We start from the raw sequence: 23,745 nt of genomic DNA on the forward strand, positions 1-23,745 counted from the left end.
ATTCGATGTTGACCTTATCGTAAGGAGGCGCCTGAAGGGCACTAGGCAATGGGCGTTGGAGCTAGACAGATAATCGCCAAAATTTTATACTTCTTTGTTCTAAAAAAACTCTGGAAAGATACATCTCCTCCAGAGTTTTCACCAAAATCTATTTCGCTTTATTCACATATTGACGCTTATTATCAGACATACCTGCTAAACAAATGGTTGCAGGATCGTTATCAATATCGAATTCAATGGTTGAACCGTCAGTTGGCAATGTTTCTTGGAAAATTTTCTCATATTCAGCAACAGTAATTTCCTTTCTTGCGGAAAATAATCTGATATGATTTTCAACGTGTAAGTGCTCCCGATAATCGGCTTGTAGTAGGCCAGTAAAGAACTCCCCTACTGCTCCAGAGCCATAGCTGAATAGTCCAATTCGTGAACCTGCATCCAAATCCTCTTTTCGTGCAAGTAGAGAAAGGAAACTTAAATACAACGACCCCGTATATATATTCCCAACATTTCTGTTATACCTTGCACTAATTTTGTAGTTTTCCAGTAGCCGGTCTTTCACATCTTCGGTTCCTTCATCCAAAACAGTTCGTAACGCTTTAAGCCCTAGCTTTGTATAAGGCAGGTGGTAGCAAATTGCTTCAAAATCTTTTAACTCTAAACCTGTCTTCGTTTTGTATCTCTCCCACACTTTGGAAAAGAATGACATGTATTGTTCATTCGATAATTTTCCGTCGACAAACGCTTTGTCCGAGTAAATTGGACGCCAGAAATCCATAATATCCGTGGTGAAATACACACTCTGGTCTTCCAATTCCATAATGCTGGGATCTGCACTGATCACTAGCGCAACCGCTCCTGCGCCTTGCGTTGCTTCTCCTGGTGTATTCAAGCCATATCTTGCAATGTCTGAACCGAGCACCAACACCTTGCTTTCTGGATTCAACGCAATATGCCCTTTTGCCATTTGAATACCAGCAGTTGCTCCATAACAAGCCTGTTTCACTTCAATTGCCCGAGCATACGGGTTTAAATCCAATAAATCATGAACGTAAACCGCTGCTGATTTGGAGCTATCGATGCCTGATTCTGTTCCGAATATGACAAAGTCAATTTCCTTTTTATCTTTTTCATCTAAAATTTCAAGTGCCGCATTTGCTGCTAATGTAACTGGGTCCTGTGTGATCGGTGGTACTGCCATCTTCTCTTGTCCAATACCAATCGTATATTTTTCAGGATCCACATTTCTGTCTGCAGCTAAATTGTTCATATCAACATACATATGAGGTGTATAGAAACCTATCTTATCAATCCCTATTTTCATGAGTCGTTCTCCTTTGCTTACAACAATCCCAGTATGAATCTGGTAATTTACAGTTTACTATAAATTAATTGTTCATGATAGTACGAAGAGTTCTCGGTGGACAAGAACCTATCCTATCCCCGTTTCCCTTTGTTTATACCTAGGTAACTGTCACAAGATTCCATTTAACTGTATACACTGTCATAATGATTCTAATGAAAAAGGTGAGGACAAAATGATTAGGATTTCAGGTACGGATTTGAATTGGAATGAGTTAATGAGTAAAGTCATGGTTTCGAGTGCAGGTAGAAAAATTTTAAGTCAGCTAAACAAAAGCTTAAGAGTATACAGTTATCAATCTTTTAAGGAATTAGAGAACACCATCCTTATAAGGGAGCATATTATGAAAGCCGCAAAAAAGCTTAACAAAAGCAACGTGACCTTTGCTGTTTTCAAGGAAACAAGGGCTGATGAGAAGTATTGGACCGTCACGGAACAAGGCGGCATTCGTTTAAAAGAAGGGGTAATACCTTCTGTTGCAATCGTTGATATTTTTAAAAATGGTTCTGAATACGCGTTTGAATGTGCAACAGCTATGATCATCGTGTACTACTTTGCAGCGCTTCACTATCTTGGAGCAGAAACATTCAATAATTATTTTCCGAATTTATATTTGTACAGCTGGGAGGCAGATTCCGATCTAGGCTTGGAACTCGTTACAGCAAAGGAACCTATTCCAGCGGATGTTGTTTATTTCGATAACCCGGACTATTCTAAGCCTCAATGGCGTGGGGAAAATGCGGTTTACCTAGGTGATAACCATTATTATGGTCACGGAATGGGCATTCTTGGCAAGAAGGAAATGATCGAAAATCTTAACGCTTTAAGTAAATCAAGTGAAGTTGATGCTTACATGCTCGACAAAATGGTAAGACCTTCTTTCGACCGCTGGATCCGGCTAAAACAAGGCAATAGATCTGATAGAATGCCTTTAAATCGCGTATTAATATATGCAAATATAAACCACCATAACCAAACATCTATTTCTTACTATTATCATTGCTCCTTAGCTAATATGTTGTGTACGGGGGCTATTAAGATAACAATGAATGGTACATTGGATTAGGGATAAGGGGGACAGTTTACAGGAACCTTGTTCCATTTTTTATGAGAGCCAATTTAAAAAAATAACAAGATTAGTTTAAAGTTACGGTACAAGAAACCACTTCACACATCTCCGAACAACAAATGCAGAAAACCCTAAAAAGGTTCTCTGCATTTGTTGTTCATATAAAAGCGCAATTCTTTATTATGCTAGAATTAGCTATCCCATTTTCCGACGCGTATTACTGGGTTTCTTTGCCTGTTGACTTTTCATATGGGGCTTAGAGCCGTTCATATTGGTGTTATTTTTGTTATTAGCTTGTGCCTGTTTTTTCTTTTCCAGATGCTGCTGAACTTTTTCTTGCATACTTAATTTCTTTTCACTAGACATTTAAGTTGTCTCCTCTACTATTTCTGTTACTTTCTTATTATAATACAGAAATCAAATTTATGGCTATTTTTTTCAATAACTCTGAGAACTTAACCATACAAAATGACCAGGACGAGAAAATTTAAGGATGGTTATTAAAAAATTACTGACTTCGGTATATGATCCTAAAGGCTTCCTTATTAGGAATTAGCTAGGCTATTATCATGATAGTGACAGAAAGTAAGAAAAGGTTAACCAGTAGTAGCACCCATTTCTTCCATCCCTTCCCAAACGCTGCACTGAACATTCCGATAAGCGGGGATAGGAATAGAACCATTATCCAGACAAGCCCACTCCAACCACTGATATAACGGTGGAGGAAAATGACTCCGACATAGAAAACTAAGTAGATAATGATGCATATAAGAGCTCTTCTATGCCTTTTTCTCGTCAATACTTTCGTCCAATCTCTTGCCACTTGAACGTAAAAGTTTTCTTCCTCCTCTTCAATCATTTCGCGATGAGTAACGAAAGCATTAATAAGTGTTCTTGAACTTTTCGTCCGGCCATTTATCGGTCCCTTTGTTAAGTCTTCGTTCAATTGGTTGTTGGTAACTAAGTTTGATTTTATTCTTTCCATAAAATTTACAATCTCTTTGAAGGTGTTTTTCTTCTTCAGTTTAGCATCGCTTTTAGATAACAAGAGACTTAATAAAAGTCTTGTAATCGCCAATATAAATCGTGAATATAATCGCTTGAACATAAAAACAGCCTTTCTGTTTTGTGAAGACTCTAATTCTATCATATGCATCACTGCATTTAGTCCGAAATAAAGAGATTAGACTTAAAACCTCAGGCGGGTTAGGCGCTGCAGCTAGACAGACTACTGCCAAAGTTTAGGCTTTCTTTCCTAACAAAAAAACAGGTACTCCACCAATATCTTTCACCAGTAGAATACCTGCTATTTTCTTATCTAGTATAACGTTTGCAGTGCTTCTTTATTAAATGCTAATAAGTCATCTACTCTGCCGTCCTGAACTTTCTTCACCCATTCAGGGTCCATCAATAGCGAGCGGCCGATCGCTACCAGGTCGAATTCCTCATTATCCAGCTTTTCAATCAAACCATCGAGACTGGTAGTGTTAGCACCGGAAAAGCTTGTGAATTCTCCATCAAGCCCAACTGATCCAACAGAAATTACAGGTTTGCCCGATAGTTTCTTTGTCCATCCTGCCAAGTTTAACTCAGAGCCATCGAATTCCGGCTCCCAGAAACGACGGGTAGAACAATGAAAAATATCTACTCCTGCTTCTACAAGTGGTTTCAGAAAACGATTTAATTCATCTGGATTTGTTGCAAGCTTGGCTTCGAAGTCATTCATTTTCCATTGAGAAAAACGGAAGATGATTGGAAAACCCGGACCAACTTCACGTCGGCATGCCTCTATTACCTCAACTGCAAATTGTGTACGTCCGACAAGATCTCCACCATAACGATCCGTACGCTTATTTGTATTTCCCCAGAAGAATTGATCGATTAGATAACCATGAGCGCCGTGAAGCTCGATGCCATCGAAGCCAAGGCGTTTTGCATCAGCTGCCGCTTGAGCGTAAGCTTCTACCATATTAACAACTTCTTCTTCCGTCATCGGTTCCGTTATTTTTTTTCCTGACAAGCTTAGGCCAGATGGGCCAACAGGTTGTGCTTCTTCATTTGGAAGCTCCCCTTTTTTACGGGTCATCCCCACGTGCCAGAGTTGCGGTACAATTTTCCCACCAGCTTGATGCACTTCCTTTACCACTTCAGCCCAGCCGTTCAAGGATGCTTCCCCATGAAATTGAGGAATACTAGCACCTGAAACAGAAGCCGGGTGATTAATCCCTGTTCCTTCTGTTACAATTAAGCCTACTCCGTTTTCAGCTCGGCGACGGTAATAAGCTACCACATCCTCCCCTGGCACTCCGTCTGGTGAAAAACCACGCGTCATTGGCGCCATCACCGTGCGATTGGAAACTAGTAAATTATCACTCTTAAATGGTTTAAATAATGGTTTTGTTGATATATTTGTTTTACTCAATTTTGGTCCTCCTCATTCCTTGATACACTAAATATTATTTCAAATTGCTTCAGGAAAGAAAAGAAATCTGTTTGTAAATTATTTACATAACGCTATAGTTGAATCTCATATTTTTGTTTCTCTACATTCTTCACACCTTTTGGGATGCACGAACCCTTTTTGCTTATAAAATTGTTGTTCACCTATCGTGACAGTAAAATGTTCACCGTATTCCCAGCATTTTAAGGTAGTTCAACTTAAGGTCAATTAAAATTACTCCTATAAAATAAAAATAGCACCAACTACTAGTTAATAGTCGGTACTTTGTTTATTCGCTATACGGTTAGCGTGACGCCTTTGGCGATTGGCACGCGTCACATTTACGTTGATTATTATTTTTAAATTTCTTAAATGTTTTTTCAAAATTACTGCCGCATGAACATTTAAATAGTAACTTTTGAGAAAAACCTTGATACTCAGTCGTTAGCAGTTTACTCTCGGAATTGTTCTCAACAAAATCATTAATTTTACCGATAGTCCATCGTTTATTCATTCTCTTACACCTCCATATTTTTATAGGCGGAGGCTTTTCTTGGCATCCGTTCAATTATGAGCAAAAGTCGTAATTATCCTAAGTTTTTCATTATAACATGAGCTGGTCCACAATCAAACAGATCATTATGCTTAAGAAGTAAAGTGCGGCTTTGTTAATCTTTATTCTTTGTTCGGGCAAGACCAGATTAAATAGATATACCCCAATAGAGCTTTTTCGATTTTGTGAATTTCCACGTTTGACGCCTTCACGATATGTTCGATGTCACGATTTTGATGGCAGCCGAAAGCCTTAACAGCAAGTGGATCAAGCCCCTTTTGCAGCAAAGCCAGTGGCGGGAACGTGCTGACCCCATGCTCCATAAGCAGGATTTGGCCATCTGGCTTACACCATCGGTTAAACAGATTCAAAACATGTATTGGATTCTCGTAGACACATAGCGTCCCTGTGGAAACGATTGTGTTAAAGGAATTAGACTGGAAATCCAATTCTTCAACAGCTGATAAAATAAATCTTGCATTAATGCTGCTCGCATCCGCTGCTTCTCTTGCCTTGGCAAGCATCCTCGGGCTAAAATCTACTGCTGTAACATCTACAGACTTTGGATAATAGGCAAAATTATTCCCCGAACCGACTGCTACCTCCAGTGTTTTACCTTTTGCCCCGTTATATAACTTTTTCCGATACTTGTTTGCAGACTGACTAACCCTCTTTTCCGCATATGTATCGGCTTGTTTATCAAACTTCTTAATAAGTTTTTCCCTTTCCATGTTTGCCTCCCTGAAAGAATAAAGTATTCAGATCTATGGAGCTTTTCTCCCGAAAAACTTGTCAGGCATGATAATTTAACAGCATCCGCTTAATTAACCTAATCTGTCCACGGTGGTTTATTTCATCTTCCATGACGTGATACCATATCCAGTATTTATTATTTGAAAAGCCATTACCCAAATTGGTTTCCTCAAATAACCAGGCTTCATTTTTGGTGCTTAACTGTGATAAAGTTTTCTCTCTCGTTTCGTATAATAAATTTAAATAATTCTCAAGCGGACGATTATTGATTTCCTCTCTTGCTTTATCACCGAGAAATAAAGCTGGCTCCCAATTAGAAAGTTCATCTTCATTTATATCTCTATTTTCAAAGGTAATAACCTGATGAACAAAATCAACCGCAACAATATGCATTAAAAGAGCACCAATCGAATTTGCTCCTTCGTATGCTATGTAATCTAATTCAAACTGACTCAAATCTTTAATATCATTCAATAATACTTCTCTTGAATACTCTAACATGGAAACAAGCTCTCCAATTTTCCCATCAAAACCATCTCTTTGTTTAATTCTATAATCCATTTTATACCCTCCATTTCGCTGTTTCCTTTCATTTTCAGCGTAATTAATCCTATGAATAACGGCTGCTTTATATACGAACGAGTGGAGAAAAGGTTACAGAAGCTAAGAAAGCGCAATTCTTATACAGAATTGCGCCCATTTGTGTGGCTCGAAATATATATTAGTAAAACGACAATACCTAATACTACAAAATCAAAGATAGCTTTTGAGTGAACTTTTAATACAATATGATGGTTAATTTCCCATTTCATACACTAACAATGAGGCGTTATCATCATCCGGGACAGCGTATAGTACGAGGCCTCGTTTTGATTTCTCCATAAACACCGGATTACGAGTTACAACGTGACCCTCTTGCGACCATTTTTCTATTGGTATTTCGTAAAGCATTTCGGTTGTACCCATATCTAACAAAGCCAGTCCACCAAGTTCGTAAGGCTTGTCAGAGGTAGGATTCGACAACACAGAAATGCCACTGCAAATCATTTGATTTTGTCCCACCCCCTCACAGTCTTGGTAATCAATAAAATGACTTGGATTGTTCTCAACGGAAAGCTGCTTCCCTATTTCATTCCATTTGTAAAATTGACGGGAACCCCAGCTTACCCCTAAGAGTTTCCCGTTATTCTGGTTTGAAACCACGCCTCCAATGTGGTCCTCCACCCGAAAAACTTCTTTTGCCTTCATTGTCTTTGGATTCACTTTATAGATTATCGATCGACTACCCGGACGGTATTCAGCCACAGGCACCCATATGTTTTCTCCGTCGTACGAAATCCCGCCAGGATGGTACATGTTTCCTTCTCCTAATTCAATATCTTTTAGTAATTTTCCATGTTGGTTAAAGACAAACAAGTGACCGGTTCCTCTCCCTGGACTTCGATCATAACCATTTTTAGGAGAATCATACTTTTCTGGGAGTTCAAGTATTTCGACAGAGGACATGTAGAATAGGTCCCCTACCTTCGTCATGCCTTGCGGATGGTATACATCAAAATTAAGTTTAATATCATCTACTTTTGCAAGCTCTGTGCTACGGGTTAGTTGCTGAAAGCTTTCAGCTATATTGCTTTTTTTAACCGTTTGTTGCTCGTCGTTCCATATTATATGAGGTCCAGAAGGGGTGGAGTCATTTTTCTTTAAAAATTTCTGTAATCCATCTAAATCATCACTATTAATTAAATCTACACCAGCGTGTAATAGTTCCAGCCAAACTGCCTCACGATCATCAGAAGGACTATCAGGAGTGGCCCAAAAACGAACCATCCGACCATTAGCATGAGCGGTTGTAACAATTTTATTAAGTTTCGCTCTTTCTTCTTTTGGCATTTCTCCTTCGCCCATCCAAGTGAAATGGTCCTGCCAGTTGTCGCTTATAACAGGCATAAATTCATTCGAAACATTTGAGCCAAGGTCACTCATCCGTCCATCAAAAGTTGCATAACGAACATCTTGATTTTCCATCAAGGTGCGCGGACGGTCTCCTGAAACAATCACAGTAACTGCACCAGGTTTTGCGCCTGACGGTCCAAATTTTGTAAGAATATCCTGATTAGAACGTAGTAGCTTATGCAAAGCACGGTATGTAGACTTACCCTCGGATTTAATATCAATCCATAAGAGAAAATCATGCTCATAGCCTGAATAAACCGCCCCATGATTTTTCTTGACTTTTTCCTTTAATGGATCAAGATAAAGCGACTTTAAAGTACGTTCAGGACTCACGTTTTCTTTCTCATGGGCAACAAGCAGCTTTCCATCGACAAGCCAGACGTCAGCTTCAACGCTCGTAAATCCATGTTTTATTGCATCAAATAACGGACGGTCATGCAAGTAGTCATTATGTGCGTGAGCTTTTGAAAGGGACAATACCGATTCCTGGTTAGCACGCATAGAATCGTTATGGCCAGCAAAAGAAATATCCGCAATGGGAAACGCAAATAAAGCAATTACTGTAAAAACAAAAGATAACTTTATCAACCTTCTTTTCAAGATTCTCAACCTCCACTTTGTTTGTTGTTATACTTCACTAACAAGGTTAACAATGGAATGTTGAGCAGATATTAATCTCATGTTGAAAAACTGTAAATTTTTAACTATATACTTAGAACAATAGTATATATGATATTTTCAAGACATAAGAGTTTAAAGATTCGCCGAGACTAAATAGAAAATAACTCCCTATGCCTTAACATGGCATGGGAGTTATTCCATCTTTTTGATCCGCAAATTATGAAGTCCGGTGACTTAATAGTATGGTGAAATCATTAAGTAGACTAGTACGCCCGTCAGGCTGACATACAGCCAGATTGGCATTGTCCAGCGTGCAATTTTCCGATGCTTTTCGACTTTCCTATTCAAGCCTCTTCCGAGTGTAATCAACGCTAGCGGCACAATCAATGCAGCCAGAACAATGTGTGTAATCAGTATAAAATAATAAACGTACATCAGCGCGCCATCTCCACCGTAGCTTGTAGACTCAGCCATAGAATGATAAGTCAAATAGGAGATAAAAAACAAAAAGGTTGTTACGAATGCTGCAACGATGAATCTGCGGTGCAGGTTAATGTTTTTCTTTTTGATCATGATTAATGCCGTTAACAAAAAGAGAAAAGTGAAGCTGTTAAAGATAGCATTCAGCATCGGCAATACCGTTAATTCAATGCCCCATACCGTGCCATCCGAACTTTTCGGCAGCATATATGTACCCAAAATAACCCCTACGATAACTATGGATAGAACCCAAATCAGCGGATTGTAATTGCGCTGTTTGGGGTTGTGGATTTCTTTACTCATACGTTTTTTTCACTCCTAGATTGAATGCCTTTCTGCTAGCATAAGAAAATTAATCGGAAAGAGCAATCCAAAAGGTGTGCGTTTTCTCTAAAAACAGAAAATGTCATGCTTTCGGCAAGAAATAGACAAAGTATTGCAATACCTAAAGGAATTCCGATCTTCCGCAATTCATCGGGACAAAGGACCTGACCCCTTTGTCCTCCAACCCTGAGCAGATACCTTGAACCTGAGAAAAATGAATTCTATGATGAACGTTAATGCAGATTTAGAAGAAAGGATGATTATAGATGAACAAGGATACATTATTTTCAACTTCAGAAATAAAAAATAAAACAATAAAGAACCGTTATGTAGTAGCTCCCATGACTCGTATTAGTGCAGAAAAAGATGGACGGGCCAATGAGACAATGAAACGTTATTATGAGCGCTATGCAAGGGGTGGCTTCAGCGCTGTCATCACGGAAGGAATTTACCCGGACGAGCGCTACAGCCAAGGCTACTTTAACCAACCTGGTCTTGCGAATGATGAACATGTACAGGCATGGAAACCTGTCGTTGAAACGGTTCAAAATCATGGTTCCGTGATAATCGCACAGCTCATGCATGCTGGTGGACAAAGCCAGGGGAATGCACATACCAATGAAAGCATTGCACCTTCCGCAATTGCTCCAAAAGGCGAGCAACTGGGCTTCTACGGTGGTTCTGGCCCGTTCCAAACACCTAAAGCAATGACAGAAGATGATATTAACCAGGCAAAAGATGCTTTCGTACAAAGTGCCATCCGTGCAAAAGATGCTGGATTTGATGGCGTCGAGCTGCATGGTGCTAATGGGTATTTGTTAGATCAGTTCTTAACGGATTATTTAAATCACCGCGAAGATCAATATGGTGGTTCAGTTGAAAACCGTATCCGGCTAATGCTTGAAGTTATAAGCGAAGTACGTGCTGCAGTAGGTCCGGAATTTGTGATTGGAATACGTATTTCTCAAATCAAGGTTTCCGATCCAGACCATAAATGGGCTAACGGGGAAGATGAAGCAGACTCCATCTTCACGGCACTTGGGAAGTCTTCTTTAGATTACATTCACGTAACAGATGGTGATGCAACGGCACCCGCATTTGGTGAAGGTAGCCGAACGCTTGCACAAGCAGCTAAAGACTTTGGAAAGCTACCGGTTATCGCAAATGGAAAACTCGGAGAACCAGAAAAGGCGGAGAAATTATTAGAAGAAAATCACGCAGATTTAGTGTCACTGGGCACAAGCGCACTGGCAAATCCAGATTTGCCTAATAAGGTTGTTAAAGGAAAAGAGTTAAAGGAATTTGACTTTGCAAACACACTACTCCCGCAAGCTGAAGTTAAAGACCATGAAGTTGAGATGGAATTAGTGGAATAACTATGGAAGCCGTTCCTGATATGGAGCGGTTTTTTTGTGGTCAAATTAAAGATGGGACAATTCCGTATTCCAGATTTGCACCACCAAGCGTAATTTTTTTATCAACACAGTGTCAACCGGATCATACCATGATTCTTCCACTAAGTTTCAGAAAACGATTTATTATATACAAATAGTTATATATACTTAATGCAATATCAGTAAAAACAATAAGGAGGAAACTACCATGACAGAGGGAGATAAAAGTATGAACCCTAAGGTTGATAAATTCTTAAGTAACGCCAAAAAGTGGCAGGAAGAATTTGAGAAATTGAGAATGATTATTCTTGACTGCGGGCTGTCCGAAGAATTAAAGTGGGGTAAACCTTGTTACACGTTTCAGGGTGGAAATATAGTTTTAATACATGGATTTAAAGAGTATTGTGCGCTTCTGTTCCACAAAGGTGCCTTGTTACAGGATGCCCATGGGATTTTAATCCAGCAAACGGAGAATGTACAGGCGGCGCGCCAGATTCGGTTCACCAATGTTCAGGAAATAGTTGAGTTGGAACCCATCTTGAAAGCCTATGTGAATGAAGCCACTGAAGTGGAAAAAGCCGGTTTGAAAGTGGATACGAAACAGAAGAAAGAACTTGTATTTCCTGAAGAATTTCAAAAGAAACTAGAAGAAACCCCAGCATTGAAGACAGCTTTTGAAGCATTGACGCCAGGACGGCAAAGAGCATATAATCTTTATTTTTCAGGAGCCAAACAATCCAAAACCCGGGAGTCAAGGGTTGAAAAATATATGCAGCAAATTCTTGATGGTAAGGGGTTAAATGATTAAAGCTTCAACTTCTTGTAGGATCTCAGTACAATCATTCAAAAATAGTGAAAGGCTAATTTCTCAGTTTTTTTACTGAGAAATTGGCCCCTTTTATCTTGTAAAATCGGTGACAACAAGTGGTAATCCTTGTGGCTATTTCGGAAGATTAAGTTGCCATGAAACACCGAATTGATCATTTACCCAGCCAAACTTCTTACTGAAACCATAGTCATCCAGCGGCATAAGCGCTTGTCCATCCGTGATGAGTTTCTCAAAAAGATTGTTGAGCTCCTCTTCAGAATCACAAGTGACATAGATGGAAAACGACGGTGTAAAGGTAAACTCATGCTTCACATGACTGTCAATGCACATAAATTCCTGGCCCTTTACAGAAAAGATCGCGTGAATCACCGTTCCTTCCTCTCCAGCTTCATTCGCTCCGTAACGTGAGATGCTCTTAATTTCGGAATCCTCAATGATCGATGTATAATAATTCATTGCTTCTTCTGCGTTGCCATCTTGGAACATCAAAAATGGTGTTATCTTCTCCATTATAATACGACTCCTTTCGTATGTTTTCTTAAGTTTATCACATACGATGCATTTCATTGCAGTAAATCATAGTGTGAAAAGCGCGATTCCTACTCCAGAATCGCGCTCCATTCATGAAGACTTGATATCAAGATAATAGTGATAGCGTTCTTCAGCTTGTGCACCCTTATCTCCAAGACTCAACATAGAGATATCTTTCGCATCATCTTTTACAGGTTTAGTACGTTTCATAATCTTGTTTTCCTGGAGAAATACAATAACTTAATAAACACTGGGACATGTTCCAGCTGCTGGTTCATAATAACAATGATTTTTATAACGACCAGTTAAAGGTTCACCGTACCATGTTGGAGGACATGGAGCATATGGATTGAAATACCAAAGTGCATATTGCGCTGGCTGTTGTCTCCAAAAATTCAAATTCTTTCTTGCTAAGTTTTTCTCAACAGATCTCGCTCGCTTATAGAATAGACTACCCTTTTGAACAGCTTCAAAAGAATAATTCCCTCCTTGGATTTGAAAAATGGCTTCTCGAACTGCTCTTACATCTCTAAAATCTAAACAATCCGCTTTAGTCCGATTAACAACTACATTTCCCACATACAACATTCCTTGTTTTCCTTCACCCACGGCTTCCGCTCTCATCATCCTTGCCATTAAGTTAACATCTGCACTTGTATATTTTACGATTGGCATTTTTTTCACCTCAAAGTATCATATGAAAAAAGCCTACTTTGATGTCAGTAAATAGCTATAGAATTTCGCAAGATAAATGGCTAATTTCTCAATAAAAAACTAATAATTAGCCTCAAAGCACCCTGTTGTCAATGATTCTTCTAATTCAAATGCTCTTCCTATGATTAAATGTAATGAATTATAGTATTTCTATATACCCTTCTGCTCCATTCACCCTGATTCTTTGTCCATCCTTGATCAGCTTCGTAGCATTCTCTACACCGAAAACTGCAGGCAAACCATATTCACGGGCAATAACCGCACCATGGGTCATCAGTCCGCCAACTTCGGTGATAAGACCTTTTATGGATACAAACAATGGTGTCCAGCTAGGGTCAGTAAAAGCTGTGACTAAGATATCCCCATCTTCCAGATTTGCATCTTCCATTTTTAAGATGACGCGTGCTCTGCCTTCTATAACTCCAGAGGAAACAGGCAGACCTACCATGGCATCGGCTGGGAGATTTTCTCGTTTGTATTCACCTGTAATGATTTCACCATCAGAGGTGATAACACGTGGAGGAGTTAGTTTTTCATACAAATGGTACTCGTCTTTTCGTTTGCTGATGATCGGATAATTAACTTTATTTGTGCGTACGACTTCATGAAGTTCTTCAAAAGTGAGGTAGTAAATACCTTCTTTTTCATGAATAACGTTCGCTTGTACGAGTTGTTCGGCTTCTTTCAATAAAGCTTGCTTATAAACGAAATAGCGATTAATCATCCCGTATTTTGGATATTCCCTAAACCCGCTGAAATTCCGGATTAGGTCGATCATCCGTTTTGTTTCTTTGGCTTTTTGTTCACCATCTGGTAATTGCTTCAATCGATCTAGTAACTCTTGTTCTTTTTTAAAAGCTTTCTGTCGCCCTTGCTCAAATTTCCACTTGCTATAATTAGGTTCAAATTCTTTGATGTTAGTGAGAATCATAGGGACAAGTGCAGTTGGCTTTTCGCTCCAGCGAGTTTTCGTAATATCAATTTCACCAGCACACCGCATTCCGTATTTGTGGAGATAAGCATTGATGGCGTCTTGTGTTTCCTGTCCACCATCAAACGTAACCAATTCATCCAAAAAGGTATCCTCTTTTACATGTTGTAAATAATCAATTACTTCCGGATAAGGGCGAATCACATCTGCGACATCCAATAGCGCCAGCCCCATTTCCGAAGTAATATTGTGTGGCACAGATTGAGAAAGCGTGTCTGCTGCATTTTTTTCACCCAGCCACTTGTTCATTTTTTCATTGATCCATGATGAAGCATCTATAGCAGCCGTAATCACACCCAAGCTTTGTGGATCAAATAAAATCTTCTTTAATTGCTGGATATCTTCTAGAATAAAATCAAATAAGTCCGGTCCAGATTTCGTTTGGATGTTATGCTTTAACTCTTCTATCGATGTTTGACTACTCTTAATCAAATCAGAAACGATTGTCGGCTCGTTTTCGATTTGTCCTTGAAAATCCGCAGACGGCGTACCATTATTGCCTTTACCGGGACTCTGTTCTCTTTTATCATTTGGTAACGATTTTATAAAATCTCCTCGCTCAATTATGGTCATAAGTGCATCTTTTATGAGCGGATCCGACTGTCCCAGGGTACCTAATAACATTTCTCTGCTAGCAGGTGAAGACAGGCTATGTGTGGTATCAACGAACAATCTTCCACCAGCTTTACGCATGGGTGCAGGAGTCGTTAACAGGAAGAAAGACAATCCCAATGGTTTCATGGGGTCAGTCATCATTTGTTGATGACCGACAGATACATAAACGTGATTTTCTTGGGTCTCACCCGCTTCAGGGATCGGGTACAAAGTAGTGATTGGCCGACTCTGGACAATATAAAATGTATCATCAACCAAACACCATTCGATATCTTGTGGGCAACCAAAGTAAGCTTCGATCTGTCTTCCTATGGAAGCTAGTTGTAAAATTTGCTGGTCAGTAAGTGTTTGTTTTGTTTGCTGATTGGGGTCTATTTGCTGGGTTTTTGTGCCTCCTTCATTTAAGGCATAGATTGCTAGTTTTTTGGTTGCAATCATTTTATCGATGATCTTATCTTCTTTGACCTTGTAGCAATCGGCAGACACTAAACCGGAGACAAGTGCCTCCCCCAGTCCAAAGCTAGCATCGATCGACAGCACCTTGCGGTTTGAAGTAACTGGATCAGCTGTAAATAGTATTCCGGAAGCTTGTGGAAAAATCATTCGTTGAATAACAACAGCCAGATAAACCTTGCGATGGTCAAATCCGTTTCGCATTCGGTAAATCACTGCACGATCCGTAAATAGGGAAGCCCAACATTTGCTGATGTGCAGCAAAATGGCTTCTTTTCCGATGATATTTAAATAGGTGTCCTGCTGACCAGCAAAAGAGGCGTGTGGTAAATCTTCAGCGGTTGCACTGGAACGCACAGCATAAGCGTGTTCATCGCCAAACCGGTTGAGATAGTGAGCAACAGCTTTCACAACATCGGAAGGAATCTCTGCTTCCATAACGATTGTCCGAATCTTCCTGCTGATTTCACCAATTTGATCCAGGTCCCCTGCTTTTAGCAGTGTTAGTTGATCCAACAATGCGTGGTAGGCTTCGTTTTGTTCGAGGGCTTGTTGAAAAGCTTCTGTCGTAATACAAAATCCTTCTGGCACTTGCATTCCATGAATCGTTGATAGTTCCCCTAAATTCATCCCTTTGCCACCGACCGCCATTTGACTCGTTTTATCAATCTCCCGAAATTCTAGTACATATGGTTTCAATTCTTTCCCTCCTATTTATCGCTCCATACAAAAATTATTTATCTGGTCAAACTAATACACTTGCCCACCCGTTCCTGCCTCCTGGACAAGTTCCTTTCCTCTTAAAAATAGAACTTGACTGAAATTATTTTATAGTGTATAATATTAAACAGGGATAACTATACATAAATACATTAACAGTGGGTAACTATATAAATTTACCACAGTTTTTCATTTTTATCAATGAAATTTTACGATCTATACCATAGAAATCCAATATTAACAGGCCCAATTTCTTAGCATTTATAGGAAGGAATTGGGTCTTTTTTCATCACTCTATTAAGTGTCTGATTGCAAGAAATGGATAGATAGCATTTTCCATTTAAAACATGAATTTACGATTCAGGAAGGAAGTACAAAACTATGGATTTCGAAACGGTTATGCAGGAGCTTGAAGCCCTCGGTAAGGAACGAACTAAAAAAATGTACATATCAAATGGTGCGCACGAGCCGCTTTTTGGCGTGGCTACAGGTGCTATGAAACCAATCGCAAAGAAATTAAAATTAAATCAGTCTTTAGCAGATGAGTTTTATGCCACGGGTAACTACGATGCCATGTACTTTGCAGGTATTATAGCAGACCCAAAAGCCATGACTGAGTCGGATTTTGACGCTTGGATGGATGGAGCGTATTTTTATATGCTGTCAGATTTTGTAGTGGCAGTAACTTTGTCAGAGTCAGATATTGCACAGGACGTTGCTGATAAATGGATCGCAAGCGGTGACGAGCTGAGAATGTCAGCGGGCTGGAGTTGCTACTGCTGGCTATTAGGGAATCGCCAAGATATTGAATTTTCCGAAGACAAGATTTCCAATATGCTTGATAGTGTGAAAAAATCGATTCTTGATTCGCCAGAGCGAACAAAATCCTCTATGAATAACTTTCTATCCACCGTGGGTATTTCCTATTTGCCGCTGCATGAAAAAGCACTCGAAACCGCAAAGGAAGTCGGTACTGTTGAGGTCAAACGGGACAATAAAAAAACCAGTTTCCTAAACGCTTACGAAAACATTCAAAAACAAATTGAAAAAGGAAAGATTGGTTTCAAACGCAAACATGTAAGGTGTTAGAATTAGCTTCATATAGGGACGTTGATGTAGCTTTAAAATATAGATCGATTCGATCAAAAACATCTCACAAACCCATATCTTTCGATAAATAAAAAGAATCCATTTTGAAAAAAAGATTGCTCATTTTCTGACATTAGGCATTGTTTTTGAGACAAATGAGTTTGAAATAATTTTAAGCGACGAAATCTAATTGTGAGTTTTTATTCCTTAGTTTAATTTACTTAAAAACACCAAGTGAACAAAGCTTTTTGTTATAATAGAGGCAGTGCAAATAGGCTTTTTCAAGGGTGGTAACTCATCCCTTTTTCAGAATGGGGGTGAGGCTTATGTCAGTTTTTGAATCGATTTTTCTAATGCTTATTTTTGGAGCATTAATCGTTGCTCTACTGACATATCTGAATAAACAGAAATAACCACCCTTAGCCAACCAAGCAATAGGTGGTTATTTCTTATCTTTTGTTATGAGTTGCCCCTTTGAAGGGCTTTTGTACTTAGGCTGAATGGTGTTAGTCGCACCGTTCAGTCTTTATTATTGTATGACTTTCTACTTATAGTATACCTTATCTTGACTATATGTTAAACATTTTACTATTCTTTATTTTGCCTTGGATACCAATTTCACTATCACACATTTGATCCCAAATCTTACAATTAGAATTCCGCATTATTTTACAAGTATTTCAGAGAGCTCCTATACCGGAAAAGCGCACTATTGCGGAAGATTGAACTATAACAAAAAACTTCAGGAGTATCTCATTAAGTTAAATTACTAACTCCACTCCGTTAGCGGAGCTCAAAAATTATTTAACTAATTCTTTTATGTAAGTATTTATGTAGCCACGATATTCTTCAGTTAATCCTTCAGGCAAATTTTCAAGACTAAAGAACTGAACATCATATGATTCAGTTGTATCTATTTCAATATTGCCTTTTATATCACTAGATACATAAACAGCAGTTACAGAATATAATTCATCACCATTAGAAACCTTAAAGTAATAGCCTTCGCCAGAAAATACTCCCAACAATTTAAGCTCTCCAATATCGAGATTAGTCTCTTCTTTAACTTCCCTTCGGGCGGTAACTTCTAAGCTTTCACCTAATTCCATTAATCCACCTGGTAGTCCCCACCCACCATCGGTTCTATGCTGTAATAATAACTCATTATTTTGGCTTAAAACCAAGCCAACAGAACCAGTTAATAGTAAAGGTCTGTGACCAACTAATTTTCTTAATTCACTTACATAATCCACTTATTAGTCCCCCTTTAGCATTCAGCAAATCCACTTTAATGATCTCTGCTCTTACTTATAAAGAAAGACGCTTTTTTAGATCAACGCGCCCGTTTGGTTAAGATTGTATCAAATACTTTATGGAATAAGAGCACCTGTTAGTTACCTTTATATTGATGGGCTAGCCCAAGCAGCAAACATATAAACAAATATTAAAATCATAAAAACAGAAACAATCTTTTTTTCTTTATATGTCTCAAACACTACTAATAAAGTGACTATTCCAAATAAAATTAGACCTAAAACATCTAACAGATTCGAATCAAAGAAAATAAGATTGCTAAAAGCAACAATGCCAGTAAATGCTATAGCAATGTTTGTCAAAAGTTTAACTTTTCCATTCATAAAACTCTGCTTTTTCAATATTTTCTACCCCCTCAATCGAAAAACTCTAATCCTTTTTCTTCCACTATCCTGCTAACTTAGTTAAAGTACATTCCTTCACTGTCTCACCCCAATATTAACATAAATAACCAATTTATCTTTGAATTTTTATTCAGCAAAATGACTCAACACATAATGAAAAGGACCAATCCTTTGTTAAAGAAATGCGCCCTTTTGTTTAATAGAGGTTGTTCAAAAAGTTCAATAAAAATGACACAGATTGAGATTTCCCGTTATTTATTAAAAATGAATAGTCACTCACTTTATGGTATCCTACAGGTACAGATAAAGAGGTGAGCGGATGTTTCTAAAAAGGAATTCACATATAGATGAAGTCAACAATGTCCGATTTGTAAATGGTCAGGTGTCATTTAGCGGTGTTACGTTAAATGTGTATTGTTTTGAGGTTGATGGTGTATTAATTGATACCGGCTCCCAAACCTTACTTCCCCAGTTTAAAAACTTTTTCGCACAAATGGATGTTGATCAGGTAATGATTACCCATTATCACGAGGACCATACCGGCGGGGCCAGATATGTACAAAAAGAATATGGGCTGCCTGTGTACATGAATGAAATGACAATTGAATACTGTGCCAGGAAGGCGGATTATCCATTATACCGACAATTATTCTGGGGGAGGAGACAACCTTTTGAGGCACAGCCAATAGCTGATACATTTACCTCCAGGAATGCCGTGTGGAATGGGATTAAAACACCAGGACATGCAAAAGACCACTTATCCTTTTTAAACCGGCAGACAGGACAGCTGTTTTCGGGCGATTTGTACGTAACCCCTAAAACAAAGGTCATTTTGCGCGAGGAAAGCATGCCTATGATTATGAATTCAATTGAAAGGGTATTGGCATATGATTTTGGCGAAATGTTCTGTTGCCATGCCGGTTATGTAAAGGACGGGCACCAGGCATTGACAAGAAAGCTTAATTACTTAAGGGAACTTGAGGAAAAGATAAGCTCCCTTCATCAACAGGGGTGCAGTGAAGCGGAAATTCAATCAGAGGTCTTTAAAAAGAAATATCCGATTACATTCTTTTCAATGGGGAAATGGGATACGATTCATGTGATCAGGTCTTTTTTAAACGAAAATTACAGCTAGTTTTTTTGCACCCTCAGAAAATATATACGAAGGTGACTCTAGAAGAGGTTGTTCAAAAAGCCTTTATTATGGAAAAAATAAAGAAATCCGTTTTAAAAAAAAGATTGATCAAAACGGATTCACTCTTTGTAGGCACTATACAATTTTTATAATAAAGTTTGATCATTTCCATCTATGATCTTTTAACAATCGCGCCCGTTGAATGGATAACCGAGATATGTCCCACTCTTAAGATAACTGATTATTTTTGAGCTAGCACTAGGTCTAGCCAGGATTTCGCCTCATTGTACAAAATTGGATTGTTTTGCGGCGTGTAGTAGGCAAGGATTGCAATTGCCTGTGATACGACCCATCCGCGGGCCCTTGCCCATGTAGCGTCGTCCGTTCGGAGAGCATCAAGGAACGCATCGCGCGCCTCTGGCGAGTGCAACTTCCACGCGACCATCACATCACACGCAGGGTCACCGATGCCCATTGTGTCCCAATCAATCACACCGATGATACGCTTATCTCGTACGAGCCAGTTACGTACATCTAGATCGCCGTGATGCCAAACAGGAGGACCGTTCCATGGAGGCGCAGCCAGAGCCGACTCCCACACAGCAGACACCGCGGGATCGCCACTGAATCGTGCTAGCCAATATCGGAAGTCCTTGTCCCGTTGGGCCAAAGGAATGCCGCGTCCTAACGGCCCTCCCGATGAATCGACTTGTTGCAGTGCTACGACAAACGCTGCGAGATCGCGCGCTGCCTGAATCTCGTCAATCGCTTCTATCGGCACCGTCTCACCCCTCAGCCACGAATGTATCTCCCAAAACCATGGATATTCGTTATTGGGGCGCCCCTGAGCGATAGGCACAGGGATTTCAAGTGGAACTGATGGCGCGAGTTTTGGTAGCCATAAGAACTCGCGCCCTCCTGGTGTCGTCGGTCCTTCCCTTCTCGCTAGCCGAATGGAATATTCGTCGCCAAGTCGGAAAATGGCATTTACCGTTCCAACTGGTTCGACCCTCCGCAGGGGCAACTCTGCCCAGTGGGGGAACTGATCGACTAGCAAACGACGCACAAGTCGCTCATCAATTTCCAATTCGTCAGCATGCATCTTCTCGGACATCGTATGATCCCTCCTTGGTAGCTCTGCGTTTAATTTTTATTGGTGGAACAATTATTATAATGCTCTGTACACTCAACATCAAAAAGCCACAGTTTTTCGTCATAAAATGCAGCCACACCTTAAAAATTAACTGCTCTTAATTTATTCAATTGTAACACAACTCCTATAGCTTAATCTTTTTGATCTCTTCAACAAACTCTCCAATTTGTTGAAGTTACTGAACTAATGGACCTGGAATGTTTTTGGTGAACGTGGCAATAATTCAAAAGAGCAACGCAGGTTTATCAGCGTGGCTCTTCATAGATTAACGATAATTTTTGTTTTTTTATTTCTTCCGAACAGGAATCCAAACTTCACTATAAGCGTAATCTTTTTTATGTTTATCCATTTTAGTAAAAGATAAAGAAGGAGCATTGATTACTTCATAATCGGAAGAAGGAAGCCATTCTGAATATGTTTTTGCCATTGTTTCTTGTAATGTAGATTTTGATGAGTATGGTACGTCGATTAGATAAGCCATCCATGAATAATGCCTAAAAAAGTAAAAATAATTAGATGATCACCTATCGCAATAAATAATACCTTTTTCGAAATGAGTCCGAACAATGCATTTTTAAGATAAACCATGGAAATAAAGAGTCCGATTATTAAGCCAATCATCTTACCTGTAATGAAATGATCTGCTCCGATCGATTGAACCAGTACTGCCATAAAAAATGAAATAATAAATGCAATGATTACAGAATAAATATAGTTAAATGGACCTTTGGATTGTGTTTTCTTAATATCTCTGGTGTTCTCCTTTTTATCGGATAATACTATGGAATAACCCTTCGTTTGTTCGGGCCCTAATTTCTCAAGGCTTTACATGATTTCATCATAATTCATTTTCTACTCACGCTCACTATACTCTTAGCGATTTTCCAGATAGCCTTTTAATGCATCTAAATCCTTTACACATGCCTTTTTAAAAAATCCTGCCATCATTTTACCGAACAATTTGGATATACCAGTAAGTCCCTTTATCTCACCATGCATCGTAACCGCAGTATCATCCCCGAAGGAAGATAGTAAATAGGTAAATACAAACTCCCCTTTTCCCGTCGTTCCTTTTGTTCCATCACAGCGCAGCACGATTTTCTCTGATTCCTCGAGTTCGACAACCTCAAAATGCTCAGAAGCTTCTTTTCCGAACATCTTTCTCGTTTCGATCCATTGACTTCCCACCAGTAATGGACCTTCGTCCAAGCGCTTTATCCCAACGAACCCTTGCATCCAATTGCCTGCAGAATTGAGGTCAAGCAAACCCGTATAAACATCATGCTGTGAAACCTCAATGGTTCTTTTTACTTCGAAATGAATTCCCAAGCTATTTTCCTCCTTTAAACTATATATCTACTTAATAGTTCCACAACCTTTTTAAGATATCCTGCTTCGTACAGTTCTCACTGCATGAATTAGACGCACTCCTAATTAGAGAAATGCGCCAGTTTCAGCAAAGGTATCACTACCCAAAATATACTAGTACCAGTATTCATTCACTCAAAGTTATCAAGCAATGTGCGTACTTCATCCGTTGACTTTGCGTTCATCAATTGGTTTCTTAATCCACTCGCCTCTGGAAAATCACGGACATATATCTTAAAAAAACGATGAAGAGGTTTGAATGGTCGGGCTTCAAATTCAGTTGAATAGTGATCATGAAGGTCAAGCTGTAACCTTAAGAGCTCCAGAAATTCCTTACTACTATGTTCTTTCGCCTGCTTTTCAAAGGCGAATGGATTTTTAAAAATACCACGTCCAATCATAACCCCATCAACACCGTATTGACGAACGAGATCCAAGCCAGTTTGACGATCAGGAATATCTCCATTGATCGTCAAAAGTGTATCTGGTGCCACTTGATCACGAAGTTTTTTAATCTCCGGAATCAGTTCCCAATGAGCATCCACCTTACTCATTTCCTTTTTTGCACGCAGATGAATAGAAAGATTAGTGATGTCTTGTTTCAATAAGTGTGTAAGCCAGTCGCGCCATTCATCTATGTCAGAGTAACCAAGCCTTGTCTTCACACTTACGGGCAATCCTCCTGCTTTTGCTGCTTGTATTAGTTCTGCTGCAACTTTTGGCCGACGGATAAGACCGCTTCCCTTTCCCTTCGATGCCACATTATGTACAGGACAGCCCATATTGATATCCACACCGAGAAAACCTTCTTTCGCCATTCCAATACTCATTTGCCGGAAATACTCGGGATTATCCCCCCATATATGAGCCACAAGTGGTTGCTCATCTTCGGTAAAGGTCAACCGCCCACGAACACTTTGGTGACCCTGTGGATGACAATAACTTACCGTGTTTGTAAACTCTGTAAAAAAAACATCTGGTCTAGCTGCCGCGCTTACTACATGGCGGAAAACAACATCCGTCACACCTTCCATTGGTGCTAGTATAAAAAATGGTCGTGGTAAATCACGCCAAAAATTAGTAGTCATATTAAAAATTCAATCCTCTCATTACCTGCACACCAGGATAAACCCTGTTGCGACCCCAAAATAAGAAGCAAAGATATCTTTGCTTCTTTTAAATTTATACCATGCTTAAGCACTTTTTATCAAACTATGGTAAATTCAGAAAAAGGCATAATAGTGGCAATTTCAAAATCTGTTACCATTTTATTGGTGGGTAAAACAGCCATAGCAGTCTATTATGCGATATAAATATAGCGCAGTTAATAATTCTAACAAGATATTCTATCCTTTATTACTCAACTTTATAGATAATCATGATGCATTCAATAAACTGTAGGACATGTAGCACTTGAAATATGGTACTTGACACGAATTAGAAATTTGTCTTTTCATAAAACTTGTTGCTAGTTACTTTGTCGTAACTGATATAAACTGCGACATAACAGCAACGTGATTACCGCTGCGGGCAGTCGCTTTC

Annotated in this window: 25 protein-coding genes and 1 pseudogene; 6 read left to right on the plus strand and 20 right to left on the minus strand. The window is 39.2% G+C overall.

Translation table 11 applies throughout. The features are described from left to right. Nucleotides 1-148 precede the first annotated feature (148 nt). Nucleotides 149-1,321, minus strand: a complete 1,173-nt coding sequence (locus AC3G7N_RS18860) for a hydroxymethylglutaryl-CoA synthase (RefSeq protein ID WP_489423707.1) — start codon at nucleotides 1,319-1,321, stop codon at nucleotides 149-151. A gap of 214 nt (nucleotides 1,322-1,535) precedes the next feature. Between AC3G7N_RS18860 and AC3G7N_RS18865 the strand changes: the two genes are divergently transcribed. Further along, complete coding sequence (locus AC3G7N_RS18865; RefSeq protein WP_489423708.1) at nucleotides 1,536-2,426, plus strand: spore coat transglutaminase TGL; 891 nt, start codon at nucleotides 1,536-1,538, stop codon at nucleotides 2,424-2,426. 198 nt (nucleotides 2,427-2,624) lie between these two features. On the opposite strand, the gene AC3G7N_RS18870 is transcribed toward AC3G7N_RS18865, so the two are convergent. The 9 genes and pseudogenes from AC3G7N_RS18870 to AC3G7N_RS18910 form a co-directional block, all read right to left on the minus strand. Further along, nucleotides 2,625-2,795, minus strand: coding sequence for a hypothetical protein (locus AC3G7N_RS18870; RefSeq protein WP_489423709.1), 171 nt, complete (start codon nucleotides 2,793-2,795; stop codon nucleotides 2,625-2,627). Nucleotides 2,796-2,985: 190 nt separating this feature from the next. Further along, nucleotides 2,986-3,414 (minus strand): hypothetical protein, encoded by a 429-nt coding sequence (locus tag AC3G7N_RS18875; RefSeq protein ID WP_489423710.1) that lies wholly within the window; start codon nucleotides 3,412-3,414, stop codon nucleotides 2,986-2,988. Nucleotides 3,415-3,747: 333 nt separating this feature from the next. Continuing rightward, the gene (locus AC3G7N_RS18880; RefSeq protein WP_489423711.1) at nucleotides 3,748-4,851 is read right to left on the minus strand and encodes an NADH:flavin oxidoreductase; all 1,104 of its coding nucleotides are present in this window, start codon (nucleotides 4,849-4,851) and stop codon (nucleotides 3,748-3,750) included. A 105-nt stretch (nucleotides 4,852-4,956) separates the two neighbouring features. Further along, nucleotides 4,957-5,067: pseudogene (locus AC3G7N_RS18885) on the minus strand (zinc-ribbon domain containing protein); the annotation flags it as partial. Nucleotides 5,068-5,173: 106 nt separating this feature from the next. Beyond that, nucleotides 5,174-5,383: a hypothetical protein gene (locus AC3G7N_RS18890; RefSeq protein ID WP_489423712.1), complete on the minus strand. Its 210-nt coding sequence runs from the start codon at nucleotides 5,381-5,383 to the stop codon at nucleotides 5,174-5,176. Nucleotides 5,384-5,544: 161 nt separating this feature from the next. Continuing rightward, on the minus strand, nucleotides 5,545-6,153 hold the full coding sequence (locus AC3G7N_RS18895) for a class I SAM-dependent methyltransferase (RefSeq protein WP_489423713.1): 609 nt from the start codon (nucleotides 6,151-6,153) through the stop codon (nucleotides 5,545-5,547). A 61-nt stretch (nucleotides 6,154-6,214) separates the two neighbouring features. After that, nucleotides 6,215-6,736: a DinB family protein gene (locus tag AC3G7N_RS18900; RefSeq protein ID WP_489423714.1), complete on the minus strand. Its 522-nt coding sequence runs from the start codon at nucleotides 6,734-6,736 to the stop codon at nucleotides 6,215-6,217. A gap of 234 nt (nucleotides 6,737-6,970) precedes the next feature. After that, nucleotides 6,971-8,728 (minus strand): DUF6454 family protein, encoded by a 1,758-nt coding sequence (locus AC3G7N_RS18905; RefSeq protein ID WP_489423715.1) that lies wholly within the window; start codon nucleotides 8,726-8,728, stop codon nucleotides 6,971-6,973. A 255-nt stretch (nucleotides 8,729-8,983) separates the two neighbouring features. Next, on the minus strand, nucleotides 8,984-9,532 hold the full coding sequence (locus AC3G7N_RS18910) for a DUF420 domain-containing protein (protein WP_489423716.1): 549 nt from the start codon (nucleotides 9,530-9,532) through the stop codon (nucleotides 8,984-8,986). A 287-nt stretch (nucleotides 9,533-9,819) separates the two neighbouring features. Between AC3G7N_RS18910 and AC3G7N_RS18915 the strand changes: the two genes are divergently transcribed. Both AC3G7N_RS18915 and AC3G7N_RS18920 read left to right on the plus strand, forming a co-directional pair. Continuing rightward, nucleotides 9,820-10,929 (plus strand): oxidoreductase, encoded by a 1,110-nt coding sequence (locus AC3G7N_RS18915; protein ID WP_489423717.1) that lies wholly within the window; start codon nucleotides 9,820-9,822, stop codon nucleotides 10,927-10,929. A gap of 226 nt (nucleotides 10,930-11,155) precedes the next feature. After that, nucleotides 11,156-11,755, plus strand: a complete 600-nt coding sequence (locus AC3G7N_RS18920) for a YdeI/OmpD-associated family protein (RefSeq protein WP_489423718.1) — start codon at nucleotides 11,156-11,158, stop codon at nucleotides 11,753-11,755. A gap of 132 nt (nucleotides 11,756-11,887) precedes the next feature. Here the strand turns inward: AC3G7N_RS18920 and AC3G7N_RS18925 are convergent, their stop codons facing one another. The 3 genes from AC3G7N_RS18925 to ppsA form a co-directional block, all read right to left on the minus strand. Next, the gene (locus tag AC3G7N_RS18925; RefSeq protein WP_489423719.1) at nucleotides 11,888-12,286 is read right to left on the minus strand and encodes a VOC family protein; all 399 of its coding nucleotides are present in this window, start codon (nucleotides 12,284-12,286) and stop codon (nucleotides 11,888-11,890) included. A 261-nt stretch (nucleotides 12,287-12,547) separates the two neighbouring features. After that, on the minus strand, nucleotides 12,548-12,982 hold the full coding sequence (locus AC3G7N_RS18930) for a cell wall hydrolase (RefSeq protein ID WP_489423720.1): 435 nt from the start codon (nucleotides 12,980-12,982) through the stop codon (nucleotides 12,548-12,550). Between the two features lie 178 nt (nucleotides 12,983-13,160). Further along, the gene (gene ppsA / locus AC3G7N_RS18935; RefSeq protein WP_489423721.1) at nucleotides 13,161-15,779 is read right to left on the minus strand and encodes a phosphoenolpyruvate synthase; all 2,619 of its coding nucleotides are present in this window, start codon (nucleotides 15,777-15,779) and stop codon (nucleotides 13,161-13,163) included. A gap of 402 nt (nucleotides 15,780-16,181) precedes the next feature. Between ppsA and AC3G7N_RS18940 the strand changes: the two genes are divergently transcribed. Next, nucleotides 16,182-16,889, plus strand: a complete 708-nt coding sequence (locus AC3G7N_RS18940) for a DNA alkylation repair protein (protein ID WP_489423722.1) — start codon at nucleotides 16,182-16,184, stop codon at nucleotides 16,887-16,889. A gap of 326 nt (nucleotides 16,890-17,215) precedes the next feature. Then, nucleotides 17,216-17,302, plus strand: a complete 87-nt coding sequence (locus tag AC3G7N_RS18945; protein WP_489423730.1) for a putative holin-like toxin — start codon at nucleotides 17,216-17,218, stop codon at nucleotides 17,300-17,302. Nucleotides 17,303-17,689: 387 nt separating this feature from the next. Here the strand turns inward: AC3G7N_RS18945 and AC3G7N_RS18950 are convergent, their stop codons facing one another. Both AC3G7N_RS18950 and AC3G7N_RS18955 read right to left on the minus strand, forming a co-directional pair. After that, nucleotides 17,690-18,142 carry an NUDIX hydrolase gene (locus AC3G7N_RS18950; RefSeq protein ID WP_489423723.1) on the minus strand — a complete coding sequence of 151 codons (453 nt, stop codon included), beginning with the start codon at nucleotides 18,140-18,142 and terminating at the stop codon, nucleotides 17,690-17,692. A 147-nt stretch (nucleotides 18,143-18,289) separates the two neighbouring features. Beyond that, entirely contained in the window at nucleotides 18,290-18,544 is a 255-nt protein-coding gene (locus AC3G7N_RS18955; protein WP_489423724.1) for a hypothetical protein, read from the minus strand. A gap of 322 nt (nucleotides 18,545-18,866) precedes the next feature. Here AC3G7N_RS18955 and AC3G7N_RS18960 point away from each other — a divergent pair, with 322 nt between their 5' ends. Continuing rightward, a complete protein-coding gene (locus tag AC3G7N_RS18960; RefSeq protein WP_489423725.1) occupies nucleotides 18,867-19,682 on the plus strand; it encodes an MBL fold metallo-hydrolase in 816 nt (271 codons plus the stop codon). A 241-nt stretch (nucleotides 19,683-19,923) separates the two neighbouring features. On the opposite strand, the gene AC3G7N_RS18965 is transcribed toward AC3G7N_RS18960, so the two are convergent. From AC3G7N_RS18965 to AC3G7N_RS18985, 5 genes are all read right to left on the minus strand, one after another. Further along, on the minus strand, nucleotides 19,924-20,796 hold the full coding sequence (locus AC3G7N_RS18965) for an aminoglycoside phosphotransferase family protein (RefSeq protein ID WP_489423726.1): 873 nt from the start codon (nucleotides 20,794-20,796) through the stop codon (nucleotides 19,924-19,926). A gap of 325 nt (nucleotides 20,797-21,121) precedes the next feature. After that, nucleotides 21,122-21,316, minus strand: coding sequence for a GyrI-like domain-containing protein (locus tag AC3G7N_RS18970; RefSeq protein ID WP_489423727.1), 195 nt, complete (start codon nucleotides 21,314-21,316; stop codon nucleotides 21,122-21,124). Beyond that, entirely contained in the window at nucleotides 21,304-21,618 is a 315-nt protein-coding gene (locus AC3G7N_RS18975; protein ID WP_489423731.1) for a DUF1761 domain-containing protein, read from the minus strand. Before AC3G7N_RS18975 ends, AC3G7N_RS18970 begins: the two co-directional genes overlap by 13 nt. A 90-nt stretch (nucleotides 21,619-21,708) precedes the next feature. Further along, on the minus strand, nucleotides 21,709-22,164 hold the full coding sequence (locus tag AC3G7N_RS18980; RefSeq protein WP_489423728.1) for an SRPBCC family protein: 456 nt from the start codon (nucleotides 22,162-22,164) through the stop codon (nucleotides 21,709-21,711). Nucleotides 22,165-22,334: 170 nt separating this feature from the next. Further along, the gene (locus AC3G7N_RS18985) at nucleotides 22,335-23,291 is read right to left on the minus strand and encodes a tRNA dihydrouridine synthase (protein WP_489423729.1); all 957 of its coding nucleotides are present in this window, start codon (nucleotides 23,289-23,291) and stop codon (nucleotides 22,335-22,337) included. Nucleotides 23,292-23,745: the final 454 nt, after the last annotated feature.

It is taken from the genome of Virgibacillus carmonensis (assembly GCF_057836705.1).

Coding starts and splice junctions, on each gene's coding strand:
- AC3G7N_RS18860 (WP_489423707.1), bottom strand. CDS start 1,321: ATGAAAATAGGGATTGATAAGATAGGTTTCTATACACCTCATATGTAT.
- AC3G7N_RS18865 (WP_489423708.1), top strand. CDS start 1,536: ATGATTAGGATTTCAGGTACGGATTTGAATTGGAATGAGTTAATGAGT.
- AC3G7N_RS18870 (WP_489423709.1), bottom strand. CDS start 2,795: ATGTCTAGTGAAAAGAAATTAAGTATGCAAGAAAAAGTTCAGCAGCAT.
- AC3G7N_RS18875 (WP_489423710.1), bottom strand. CDS start 3,414: ATGGAAAGAATAAAATCAAACTTAGTTACCAACAACCAATTGAACGAA.
- AC3G7N_RS18890 (WP_489423712.1), bottom strand. CDS start 5,383: ATGAATAAACGATGGACTATCGGTAAAATTAATGATTTTGTTGAGAAC.
- AC3G7N_RS18895 (WP_489423713.1), bottom strand. CDS start 6,153: ATGGAAAGGGAAAAACTTATTAAGAAGTTTGATAAACAAGCCGATACA.
- AC3G7N_RS18900 (WP_489423714.1), bottom strand. CDS start 6,736: ATGGATTATAGAATTAAACAAAGAGATGGTTTTGATGGGAAAATTGGA.
- AC3G7N_RS18910 (WP_489423716.1), bottom strand. CDS start 9,532: ATGAGTAAAGAAATCCACAACCCCAAACAGCGCAATTACAATCCGCTG.
- AC3G7N_RS18915 (WP_489423717.1), top strand. CDS start 9,820: ATGAACAAGGATACATTATTTTCAACTTCAGAAATAAAAAATAAAACA.
- AC3G7N_RS18920 (WP_489423718.1), top strand. CDS start 11,156: ATGACAGAGGGAGATAAAAGTATGAACCCTAAGGTTGATAAATTCTTA.
- AC3G7N_RS18925 (WP_489423719.1), bottom strand. CDS start 12,286: ATGGAGAAGATAACACCATTTTTGATGTTCCAAGATGGCAACGCAGAA.
- AC3G7N_RS18930 (WP_489423720.1), bottom strand. CDS start 12,982: ATGCCAATCGTAAAATATACAAGTGCAGATGTTAACTTAATGGCAAGG.
- AC3G7N_RS18940 (WP_489423722.1), top strand. CDS start 16,182: ATGGATTTCGAAACGGTTATGCAGGAGCTTGAAGCCCTCGGTAAGGAA.
- AC3G7N_RS18945 (WP_489423730.1), top strand. CDS start 17,216: ATGTCAGTTTTTGAATCGATTTTTCTAATGCTTATTTTTGGAGCATTA.
- AC3G7N_RS18960 (WP_489423725.1), top strand. CDS start 18,867: ATGTTTCTAAAAAGGAATTCACATATAGATGAAGTCAACAATGTCCGA.
- AC3G7N_RS18965 (WP_489423726.1), bottom strand. CDS start 20,796: ATGTCCGAGAAGATGCATGCTGACGAATTGGAAATTGATGAGCGACTT.
- AC3G7N_RS18970 (WP_489423727.1), bottom strand. CDS start 21,316: ATGGCTTATCTAATCGACGTACCATACTCATCAAAATCTACATTACAA.
- AC3G7N_RS18985 (WP_489423729.1), bottom strand. CDS start 23,291: ATGACTACTAATTTTTGGCGTGATTTACCACGACCATTTTTTATACTA.